Below are 10,598 nucleotides of genomic sequence, written 5' to 3'. Positions count from 1 at the left end.
GCTCAAAAAACCCACTTCATGCCACTTTCCGCCACTTGCGCACACTATAGGAATGCGGCCACCGCACCGTCAAGGCGCGGATTCAAGGAAAACCCTTACAGAACTGAGATTTAGGAGCGTAAAAGGAGGGGTAACGAGAATTCGGCGTATGAATCTGCCCAATAACTTGAACCAGCACAGAAGGCTGCGTTCAGAAGTTAAAGTAGTTTGTTAAGAGTAAGATTTTTTTGGTATTACAAATGGGGTTCTGCGATGGATTGTGCAAGGACGGAAATCGATGCCGCGGGACCGTTGTTTTATTGCTCCCAGAGCAGGCCAATCGATATCACACAACCCTTCTGCCAATCATTGTACTAGGAGAGAATTTGTTACTGCCAACGCCCTGCTCATGATTAAAGCAGAGGGAAAGAAAAAGGTGGAGAGTCGATCTGTAAGCCGGGTTCTGTCTTGAACAGTCATTCGTCTACGATGGCCATCACTGGACATCTTTAGCAACCTACCCGGTCCCAGCGCGGGCCACGCCTTGGGACCCTATTTGGTCTTGCTCCAAGTGGGGTTTACCTAGCCACGAACTGTTGCCAGACGTGCGGTGCGCTCTTACCGCACCTTTTCACCCTTACCGGCGCCGAAGCGCTTAGGCGGTTATTTTCTGTGGCACTTTCCGTAGGCTCACGCCTCCCAGGCATTACCTGGCACTTCGCCCTATGGAGCCCGGACTTTCCTCCCCCCCCTAATTTTCATAGAGGGCAGCGACTGTCCGATCGACTCTCCGCCGCGAAGGTTAACGGCAGAGCGGCCGAAGAACAAGCGCTAAACGCCTTCAGCCATGCCTGCGCGTCGGGTTTTACTCGCCTTTCTGTCGATCCAGCGCGACCTGATAGAGCACATTCTTACGCTCCCCGGTAATTTGCGCCGCCAACGCGGCTGCGCGCTTAAGGGGCATCTCTTCAAGCAACAGGTTCAAAATGCGCATTGCTTCGCTACTGACTGCGTCCTCGGTCTCGGGTGCAGACCAGCCCGCGACCAACACCACGCATTCACCGCGCTGCTGATTGCTGTCCGACTCGACAAATTCGCGCAGCTCGGCCAACGGCAATCCCTTGAGGGTTTCGAAGGTTTTAGTGATTTCACGCGCAAGCAACGCCGGACGTTCGCCACCGAAGACCAGCTCCATGTCTTGCAGGCATTCAAGGATGCGGTGCGGCGCCTCATAGAAAATCAGCGTGCGCTGCTCTTCCTTGACCAATTCAAGACGTGCGCGCCGCCCCACCGCCTTGGCCGGCAGGAAACCTTCGAAGATGAAACGGTCCGACGGCAGACCCGCTGCCGACAACGCCGCGATCAATGCGCAGGCTCCCGGAACCGGCACCACGTTAATTCCCGCAGCACGTGCCTGTCGCACCAGGTGATAACCCGGATCGGAAATCAGCGGCGTCCCGGCATCGGAGATCAGCGCCACATCGTCGCCCGCCAGCAAACGGGTGATAAAGCGGCTACCTTCATCCCGCTCGTTGTGTTCATGGCAGGCCGCCAGCGGCGTGGGAATGCCGAAATGCTGCATCAGCCGCTGGGAGTGGCGGGTGTCTTCGGCGGCGATCAACGCAACGTCACGCAGGATTTTCAGGGCACGCGCACTGATGTCGTCCAGGTTGCCAATGGGCGTCGCCACCACATAAAGCGAGCCAGCAGCGGAATTCAAAGCACCTGGAGCAGTCAAAGCGCACACCTCATGATCGGTAAAAGTCGCCATTGTAGCGCGTAGCGACGTTCGCGATACGCGCAAGCAACCCTTGGTTTCACAGCGTTTCTTGCAGCGCTGCAACATTTGCATGAGCTAAATTGATCGATTCACGCCAGTAACATCGCGCCCCGGCCAGTGCTTGGGTACAATTCCACGCTAATTTGATCGAGTATCAGGAACACTACATGATCGCTTGCCTGCGGCTGTTCACTGCCCTCTGCCTCGCTGCCTTGCTGGCGGCTTGCGCCAGCTCGCCCTCTTCCAGCCTTGGCGAACTTCCACGCACCCCGGATGCCAGTATCGAGCAGCTGCTCGACCAGGCCGCCAAAAGCAAAACGCCGGAAGAAGCGGCTCTATTGCGCCTGAGCGCGGCAGACCTGGCCTATCGTCAGGGTAATGCCGGCCAGTCCGCGCAAATCCTGCAACAAGTGCCGGTCGAAACACTCAAGCCTGGCCCGCAGGTCTTCGCCAGCACCCTGGCGGCTGAGCTGGCAATGGTCCGCAATCAGCCCAAAGCGGCGCTGACGGCCTTGAGTCATCCGAGCCTGCAACGCCTGAGCGAACTGCCCGTCGAGCAACAGGTTCGCACCGGCACCGTTCACGCCCGCGCCCTTGAAGCCGATGGCCAGACCCTGGCTGCCGCACGCGAGCGCATCTTTATTGCGCCGATGCTGGAAGGTGAAGCGGCGAGCAAAAACCACGAAGCGATCTGGACCCTGATCGCTTCGCTGCCGACCGATCAATTGCAACCGACCACCACCGATGACCTCGGCGGCTGGATGGGCCTGGCGCTGGCCGTGAAATCTGCCGGCACCCTGGAACAGCAACAAGCCGCAATCGACAACTGGCGCGCACAGAATCCGAAGCACCCGGCCGCCATTCAATTGCCGCTGCCACTGACCAAGCTCAAGGAACTGGCCAGCCAGCCGCTGGGGAAAATCGCCCTGCTGCTGCCGCAAGACGGTCCGCTGGCCTCGGTCGGTAAAGCACTGCGTGAAGGCTTCATGGCCGCTCATTACCAGGCCCAACAAGCCGGGCAGAAGCCGCCAGCCATCGAGTTTTATGACAGCTCCAAGCTGACGTCGATGGACGAGTTCTATCGCAAGGCGCAGGCCGACGGCGTGCAATTAGTGGTCGGCCCGCTGGAGAAGCCGCTGGTCAAACAGCTCAGCACTCGCCCGCAACTGCCGATCACTACCCTGGCGCTGAACTACAGCGAAGGCGAACAAGGTCCGGCCCAGCTGTTCCAGTTCGGCCTTGCCGCTGAAGACGAAGCCCGCGAAGTGTCCCGCCGTGCTCGCGCCGACGGCCTGCATCGCGCCGCGATCATGGTGCCGAAAGGCGAATGGGGCGATCGCGTTCTCAAGGCGTTCAGCCAGGACTGGCAGGCCAACGGTGGCAGCATTGTCGCTACCGAACGCGTCGACCAGCCAGTGCAACTGGCGCAGCAGATTGCCGACATGTTCCAGCTGCGTCAGAGCGAAGGCCGCGCCAAGAGCCTGCAAAGCACCGTGGGTGGGCAGGTAGCGGCCCAGCCTTCGCGTCGCCAGGACATCGAGTTCATCTTCCTGGCCGCCACGCCTCAGCAGGCCCAGCAGATCAAGCCGACCCTGAACTTCCAATACGCGGGTGACGTGCCGGTTTACGCCACGTCCCACGTGTTCAGCGCCAGCGGCGACGTCAACCAGTACAACGACATGAACGGCATTCGCTTCTGCGAAACCCCATGGTTGCTGGATGCCAATGATCCACTGCGTAAACAGGTCACTGCACAATGGCCACAGGCCGGTGGCAGCCTCGGCCGCCTCTACGCGATGGGTGTTGATGCCTATCGCCTGGCGCCGCGCCTGGGCCAGCTCAAGGCCTTGCCGGACAGCCGCATCGAGGGTCAATCGGGCAGCCTGGGCATGACTCAAAACCAACGAGTCGTGCGCCAGTTGCCATGGGCGCAGTTCGTCAACGGCCAGGTTCAACGCCTGCCGGACACCCCGCGCTGATGCCCGACAGGTCACGCCAGCAAAGCGGTAAAGATGCCGAGCGGCATGCGCTCGAGCATCTTCAACAACGAGGTCTGCGCCTACTGGCGCAGAACTGGTTGTGTAAACGCGGCGAGCTTGATCTGGTCATGCTTGATGGCGATACAGTAGTATTCGTTGAAGTTCGCTACAGAAAAAACACTCAATGGGGTGGCGCGCTCGATAGCATCGATGAGCGCAAACGGCAGAAACTGATTTTTGCCGCGCAGTATTTTCTTCAGCGCGAGTCGCGTTGGGCCAATTCCCCTTGCCGTTTCGACGTGGTTGCCATCGACAGCAACCTCGATCAGTTGAACTGGTTGCAGAATGCCTTCGACAGCTGATCGCGCACGTCCCGAACCGGACACTTTCACCCAACACTTTTGCTCTTTGCTTTGCGGGCTGCACATTCATGTGCCGAGTAGCCGCGCTAATTAAGGTCACACAGATGGACATGCAATCCCGAATTCGCCAGCTTTTTCAGGCCAGTATCGACACCAAGCAACAGGCGATGGAAGTACTTGCACCGCACATCGAGCAAGCCAGCCAGGTCATGGTCAACGCCTTGCTCAACGAAGGCAAAATGCTCTCCTGCGGCAACGGCGGCTCTGCCGGCGATGCCCAGCACTTCTCGTCCGAGCTGCTTAACCGCTTCGAACGCGAACGCCCGAGCCTGCCAGCCATCGCGCTGACCACCGACAGCTCGACGATCACCTCGATCGCCAACGACTACAGCTACAACGAAATCTTCTCCAAACAGATCCGCGCCCTTGGCCAGCCGGGTGACGTATTGCTGGCCATTTCCACCAGCGGCAACTCGGCAAACATAATTCAAGCGATCCAGGCCGCACATGATCGCGAAATGATTGTCGTAGCATTGACGGGTCGTGACGGCGGCGGCATGGCGTCACTGCTTTTGCCCGAGGACGTTGAGATTCGCGTACCGGCCAACGTCACTGCACGTATTCAGGAAGTCCACCTGCTGGCGATCCATTGCCTTTGCGACTTGATCGACAGCCAACTGTTCGGGAGTGAAGAATGACCCCTAATCGCCTAGGCCTACTGGCCTTGACCCTGTGCCTCGTCGGCATCAGCGGCTGCACCTCGGTGGTGAACGCCAGCCGTGAAGCGCCGATTGAAGATGACCGCGGCACCCGCACCTTCGGCAGCAAGATCGACGACTCCCTGATCGACACCAAGGTTGGTGTGAACATCGCCAAGGCCGATCCGGCCCTGGACAACGACTCGCACATCGTCGTTACCAGCTTCAACGGCGTCGTGCTGCTCGCCGGGCAAACCCCGCGCGCCGACCTCAAGGCCAAGGCCGAACAGGCCGCTGCTGCGGTTCAGCGGGTGAAGACGGTGCACAACGAACTGCAAGTGCTGCCACCTTCCGGCTTCCTTGCCCGCCAGAACGACACCTGGCTGACCTCCAAGATCAAGACGCAGATGCTCACCGACCCGAACATCCCGGGTTCGCGCATCAAGGTGGTGACCGAGAACGGCATCGTCTATTTGCTGGGTCTGCTGACCAAGCAGGAAGCTGCCCAGGCGACCAATCTGGTGCAAGGCGTTTCTGGCGTGCAGAAGATCGTGAAGCTGTTCGAATACATCGACTGATACCGATCTGTAGGAGCTGTGTAGGAGCTGTCGAGAGAAACGAGGCTGCGATCTTTTGATCTTAAAAATCAAAATCAAAATCAAAAGATCGCAGCCTCGTTTCTCTCGACAGCTCCTACACGGTTTGAAGGTGGTGAAGTAATAAAAAAGGCGATCCATTCGGATCGCCTTTTTTATTACTTCACCACCTTCAAACTCGGTCGACCGCTTGGCCGCGGCGGCTCGCTGTCGGGTGGCGGGATATCGTCATCCGGCTCGATCTCTTCCTCGTCTTCCATAGGCGATTCCAGATCAAACACCATGCCCTGACCGTTCTCCCGGGCGTAAATGCCCAGGATCGATGCGATAGGCACGTACAGCGTGTGCGGCACGCCACCGAAGCGCCCTTCGAAGCTGACCGCTTCGTTGTCCATGTGCATATGGCGCACGGCGGCCGGCGATACGTTCAGGACAATCTGTCCGTCACTGGCGAAACCCTGAGGCACCTGCACCGACGGATACTCGGAATTGACCAGCATGTGCGGGGTGCAATCGTTGTCCACAATCCACTCGTAGAGCGCGCGGACCAGATAAGGTCGACTGGAGTTCATAGCGGCTCCTTAAGCCTTAGCGCATATCGCGTTCGACACCAGACAGACTCGCCTGGAAAGCCTCACGCGCAAACGAGCGCTCCATATAATCAAGCAGCGGCTTGGCAGGCCGCGGCAGTTCTATACCCAGAATCGGCAATCGCCAGAGTATTGGCAATAGGCAGCAATCCACCAGACTTTGTTCCTCACTGAGGAAAAACGGCTTGTCGGCAAACAACGGCGACACGCCAGTCAGGCTTTCGCGCAGCTCTTTACGAGCCACGACACGGGCTGCTTCCTTGGACCGGGAATCCAGGATCAGATCCACCAGGCCACACCAGTCACGCTGAATACGATGAATCAGTAGACGGCTGTTGGCACGCGCCACTGGATAAACCGGCAGTAACGGCGGGTGCGGGTAACGCTCATCCAGATATTCCATCACCACGGTCGACTCCCACAACGCCAGGTCACGATCGACCAGGGTGGGCAAGCTGCCGTAAGGGTTCACTTCAATCAGTTTAGGCGGCTGGCGACCAGCTTCCACGTAAATGATCTCGGCGCTGACACCCTTCTCTGCAAGTACGATGCGCACTCGGTGGGAATAGTGGTCGGCGGGGTCGGAGTAACAGGCCAACCGATTGGTCACGCCCATGGCGGTCCTCCTCGCTTGTTGAAATTATCGGAAGCGGAAAAACGCACGCGCCCAGAGGGCGCCTCCCGTAACGCCTGGATGACCAGGCTCGTTACACCTTCAGAGACGCCCTTGGGCGCGCGCGATTAACAGCAATTGCTTGAAGCTCTATCAGTGCACATCTTTCCAGTATTCGCGCTTGAGCAAATAGGCGAATACGAAGAAGAACGCCAGGTACAGCAATACATAAGTACCGATGCGCTGATGTTGCAGCTTAACCGGGTTAGCCGAGTAAGCGAGGAAGGTTACCAGATTCTTGACCTTCTCATCGAACTGCTCTTCGGTCAGGGCACCACTCTTCGGCACAATGGTCAGCTGATCGCACGCTTCATGAGTCAGCGCAGTACCGGTCAGCGGGTCATATTGCTTCTTGCCGTCTTCGACGATCTGAACCTGTTTGCAACCAACGACCTGACGACCTTGCAGGCCAACCAGCACGTTAGGCATACCCACGTTCGGGAACACCTTGTTGTTCACACCCCAAGGACGCGCCGGGTCTTCGTAGAAAGACTTCAGGTAGCCGTAGAGCCAGTCAGTACCACGAACACGGGCGACCAGGGTCAGGTCGGGCGGCGCCGCACCGAACCAGGTCTTGGCGTCAGCCGGTTGCATGCCAATGCTCATGTGGTCGCCGATCTTGGCGCCAGTGAACACCAGCTTCGAGAGCATCAGATCGTGTGGAATGCCCAGGTCATCGGCAACACGCTCGTAACGCTGGAACTTGGCGCTGTGGCAGCCCATGCAATAGTTGGCGAACGTACGCGCGCCATCTTGCATGGCAGCCTTGTCGGAAACGTCGATGTCGACCTTTTCCAGCTCAGGACCACCGTGTTCAGCCGCGAAGGACAGTACAGGCATGGCAGCAAGAATCAGTACAGCAAATAGCTTTTTCATCAGCCAGTCACCCTTTCCGGAACCGGTTTGGTCTTCTCGAGCCTGGTGTAGAACGGCATCAGAATGAAGTAGGCGAAGTACAGGAAGGTACATACCTGCGACAGCAGCGTGCGCTCAGGCGTCGGGGCCAACACGCCCAGAATGCCCAGGATCACGAACGAAATGCAGAACACCCAAAGCCAGATCTTGCTCAACCAGCCTTTGTAGCGCATCGACTTGACCGGGCTCCGGTCGAGCCATGGCAGGACGAACAGCACAGCGATGGCCGCGCCCATGGCGATAACGCCCAGGAGCTTGTCCGGAATCGCCCGCAGAATCGCGTAGAACGGTGTGAAGTACCAGACCGGAGCGATGTGCTCTGGGGTCTTGAAGGCGTTCGCCACTTCAAAGTTCGGCTTCTCGAGGAAGTAACCGCCCATTTCCGGGAAGAAGAACACGATCGAGCAGAAGATGAACAGGAACACCACTACGCCGACGATATCTTTCACGGTGTAGTACGGATGGAAGGCAATGCCGTCCAGCGGTACGCCGTTTTCGTCTTTGAATTTCTTGATGTCGACGCCGTCCGGGTTGTTCGAACCGACTTCGTGCAGCGCCAGTACGTGCAGCACCACCAGACCGAGAATCACGATCGGCAAGGCCACGACGTGCAGGGCGAAGAAGCGGTTCAGGGTAATACCGGAAATCAGGTAGTCACCACGGATCCACTGGGTCAGGTCGTTGCCGATGACCGGGATCGCACCGAACAGCGAGATGATCACCTGGGCCCCCCAGTAGGACATCTGGCCCCACGGCAGCAGGTAACCCATGAAGGCTTCAGCCATCAGCGCCAGGTAGATCAGCATGCCGAACACCCACACCAGCTCACGCGGCTTCTGGTACGAACCGTAGAGCAAGCCACGGAACATGTGCAGATAGACCACGATGAAGAACGCCGAGGCGCCGGTGGAGTGCAGCAGACGCAGGATCGAGCCGTACTCGACGTCGCGCATGATGTATTCGACGGAAGCAAACGCTTCTTCCGCCGACGGGGTGTAGCTCATGGTCAGCCAGACACCGGTAACGATCTGGTTGACCAGAACGAGCAGCGCCAGGGAGCCAAAGAAATAGAAGAAGTTGAAGTTCTTCGGGGCGTAGTACTTGCTGAGATGGTCTTCCCACATTTTGGTCGCGGGAAAGCGCGCATCGACCCAATCCATGAACTTGCTCATCACGCTTTCTCCGTATCGACGCCAATGACAATGATGTCATCGGTCTCATAGGAATGCGGGGGAACTGGCAGGTTCAAAGGCGCAGGTTGCGACTTGTAGACGCGGCCAGCCAGATCGTAGTGGGAACCGTGGCAAGGGCAGAAATACCCACCTACCCAGTCCTTGCCCAGATCCGCAGGTGCCACTTCTGGACGGAAGGTCGGCGAGCAACCCAGGTGCGTACAGATACCGATCAGCAGCAGGACCTCTGGCTTGATCGAACGCGTTTCCGGGTCGACATAGGTCGGTTGTGTCGAGTTCTTGGAGGTTGGGTCAGATAGCTGGCCCTCGATCTTTTTCAGATTCCCCAGGATTTCCGCAGTACGGCGGACGATAAATACCGGCTGGCCTCGCCACTCAGCAATCATCTGCTGGCCTGGCTCGATTTTGCTGACATTCACTTTCACCGGTGCACCTGCGGCTTTCGCCTTGGCACTGGGAAACCATGACCCCACGAACGGGACCGCAGCCCCCACCGCTCCTGCAGCACCCACCACGGATGTGGCTGCTACCAAGAAGCGACGCCGGCCTGCATTCACGCCGTCATTGCTCATTCAGTCCTCTCCCATCAGCTTTGTGGCCTGTTAAATCAGGCATCTACTAAGTAAATCTATGCACTTATAAAAATTTTGCCGAATGGTAATGAAAAGCCCCAATTCTGACAAGGTAATTACCGAAGGGCTCCACTGCCAAGCCTTGCAGTATAGGGCCTCTACGGATGTGGCAAGTTGTCACAGAGCAATTCTTTGATAAATCGCGCCCATAAAAAAACGCCCAGCTTCGCGAGGAAACTGGGCGTTCTTTTTGAACGCGAAAGCGAATTAACGCTTCGAGTACTGCGGACGCTTACGCGCTTTACGCAGACCCACTTTCTTACGTTCAACTTCACGAGCATCGCGAGTAACGAAGCCAGCTTTGCGCAGAGCGCCACGCAGGGTTTCGTCGTACTGCATCAGTGCGCGAGTGATACCGTGGCGGATTGCGCCAGCTTGACCACTTACACCACCGCCGATCACGGTGACGTAGATGTCGAATTTCTCGACAGTCTCAGTCAATTCCAGCGGCTGACGAACTACCATGCGGGCAGTTTCGCGGCCGAAGAAATTATCCAGCGAACGGTTGTTGATGGAGATGTTACCAGTACCCGGACGCAGGAAAACGCGTGCGGTTGCGGTCTTGCGACGGCCAGTGCCGTAATTTTGAGTCGCCGACATAATGAACTATTCCGTTAAAACTTCAGTTCTTGGGGCTGCTGAGCAGTATGAGGGTGTACAGCGCCCGCATAGACTTTCAGCTTACGATACATGTCGCGACCCAGCGGGTTCTTAGGCAGCATGCCTTTGACCGCGGTCTCGATCACGCGCTCAGGGGCTTTAGCGATCAGCTTTTCGAAGTTGATCGACTTGATGCCGCCCGGGAAACCGGAGTGGGAGTAGTAGATTTTGTCGGTGGTTTTAGCACCGGTTACACGAATCTGCTCGGCATTGATAACGACGATGTAATCGCCGGTGTCAACGTGAGGAGTGTACTCAGCTTTATGCTTGCCACGCAGACGGCTCGCGATTTCGGTGGCCAGACGACCCAGGGTCTGACCTGCAGCGTCGACGACAAACCAGTCGCGCTGTACTGTTTCCGGTTTAGCAGTAAAAGTTTTCATTCTTTATAGCCTCAGGGGCCGCCCTGTAAATTAGACGGCGGATCTTACTGAATAGTGCGTACTTTGACAAGTCAAAGGCAGCCGGATACAGACGCTTTCGGGGGCTCGGGTCGGCGCGTCCGTTCAACGGCAAGATTCTTCGGCGGCGGCGCATCACT

12 protein-coding genes and 1 other RNA gene are annotated in these 10,598 nt (G+C 57.7%); 4 read left to right on the top strand and 9 right to left on the bottom strand.

Annotation, left to right across the window (positions count from 1 at the left end; translation table 11 throughout):
* Positions 1-415: 415 nt before the first annotated feature.
* Positions 416-769: RNase P RNA component class A (gene rnpB, locus AEQ67_RS23535), an RNA gene on the bottom strand.
* 75 nt (positions 770-844) lie between these two features.
* A complete protein-coding gene (gene rsmI, locus AEQ67_RS23530) occupies positions 845-1,750 on the bottom strand; it encodes a 16S rRNA (cytidine(1402)-2'-O)-methyltransferase (RefSeq protein ID WP_161807483.1) in 906 nt (301 codons plus the stop codon).
* Between the two features lie 176 nt (positions 1,751-1,926).
* Here rsmI and AEQ67_RS23525 point away from each other — a divergent pair, with 176 nt between their 5' ends.
* The 4 genes from AEQ67_RS23525 (at position 1,927) to AEQ67_RS23510 (ending at position 5,376) form a co-directional block, all read left to right on the top strand.
* Positions 1,927-3,738 carry a penicillin-binding protein activator gene (locus AEQ67_RS23525; RefSeq protein ID WP_059406203.1) on the top strand — a complete coding sequence of 604 codons (1,812 nt, stop codon included), beginning with the start codon at positions 1,927-1,929 and terminating at the stop codon, positions 3,736-3,738.
* Entirely contained in the window at positions 3,738-4,100 is a 363-nt protein-coding gene (locus AEQ67_RS23520) for a YraN family protein (protein ID WP_059406202.1), read from the top strand. The genes AEQ67_RS23525 and AEQ67_RS23520 overlap by 1 nt, the downstream gene beginning before the upstream one ends.
* A gap of 104 nt (positions 4,101-4,204) precedes the next feature.
* Positions 4,205-4,798 carry a phosphoheptose isomerase gene (locus tag AEQ67_RS23515; RefSeq protein ID WP_007972584.1) on the top strand — a complete coding sequence of 198 codons (594 nt, stop codon included), beginning with the start codon at positions 4,205-4,207 and terminating at the stop codon, positions 4,796-4,798.
* Entirely contained in the window at positions 4,795-5,376 is a 582-nt protein-coding gene (locus AEQ67_RS23510; RefSeq protein ID WP_059406201.1) for a BON domain-containing protein, read from the top strand. Before AEQ67_RS23515 ends, AEQ67_RS23510 begins: the two co-directional genes overlap by 4 nt.
* Before the next feature lie 176 nt (positions 5,377-5,552).
* On the opposite strand, the gene AEQ67_RS23505 is transcribed toward AEQ67_RS23510, so the two are convergent.
* The 7 genes from AEQ67_RS23505 to rplM all read right to left on the bottom strand — a co-directional run bounded on the left by AEQ67_RS23505 (position 5,553) and on the right by rplM (position 10,440).
* The gene (locus tag AEQ67_RS23505) at positions 5,553-5,966 is read right to left on the bottom strand and encodes a ClpXP protease specificity-enhancing factor (RefSeq protein ID WP_059406200.1); all 414 of its coding nucleotides are present in this window, start codon (positions 5,964-5,966) and stop codon (positions 5,553-5,555) included.
* A gap of 16 nt (positions 5,967-5,982) precedes the next feature.
* A complete protein-coding gene (locus tag AEQ67_RS23500; protein ID WP_008155978.1) occupies positions 5,983-6,600 on the bottom strand; it encodes a glutathione S-transferase N-terminal domain-containing protein in 618 nt (205 codons plus the stop codon).
* A 150-nt stretch (positions 6,601-6,750) separates the two neighbouring features.
* Positions 6,751-7,533, bottom strand: a complete 783-nt coding sequence (locus AEQ67_RS23495) for a cytochrome c1 (protein ID WP_059406199.1) — start codon at positions 7,531-7,533, stop codon at positions 6,751-6,753.
* On the bottom strand, positions 7,533-8,744 hold the full coding sequence (locus AEQ67_RS23490; RefSeq protein ID WP_059406198.1) for a cytochrome b: 1,212 nt from the start codon (positions 8,742-8,744) through the stop codon (positions 7,533-7,535). The genes AEQ67_RS23495 and AEQ67_RS23490 overlap by 1 nt, the downstream gene beginning before the upstream one ends.
* Positions 8,744-9,337, bottom strand: a complete 594-nt coding sequence (petA, locus tag AEQ67_RS23485; RefSeq protein ID WP_033061319.1) for a ubiquinol-cytochrome c reductase iron-sulfur subunit — start codon at positions 9,335-9,337, stop codon at positions 8,744-8,746. Before petA ends, AEQ67_RS23490 begins: the two co-directional genes overlap by 1 nt.
* A gap of 267 nt (positions 9,338-9,604) precedes the next feature.
* Entirely contained in the window at positions 9,605-9,997 is a 393-nt protein-coding gene (rpsI, locus tag AEQ67_RS23480) for a 30S ribosomal protein S9 (RefSeq protein WP_002555064.1), read from the bottom strand.
* Positions 9,998-10,011: 14 nt separating this feature from the next.
* The gene (gene rplM / locus AEQ67_RS23475) at positions 10,012-10,440 is read right to left on the bottom strand and encodes a 50S ribosomal protein L13 (protein ID WP_007905295.1); all 429 of its coding nucleotides are present in this window, start codon (positions 10,438-10,440) and stop codon (positions 10,012-10,014) included.
* Positions 10,441-10,598: the final 158 nt, after the last annotated feature.

Source organism: Pseudomonas sp. RIT-PI-q (assembly GCF_001297125.1).
Taxonomy (GTDB): domain Bacteria; phylum Pseudomonadota; class Gammaproteobacteria; order Pseudomonadales; family Pseudomonadaceae; genus Aquipseudomonas.
This window is presented reverse-complemented; position numbering and strand designations above follow the sequence as displayed.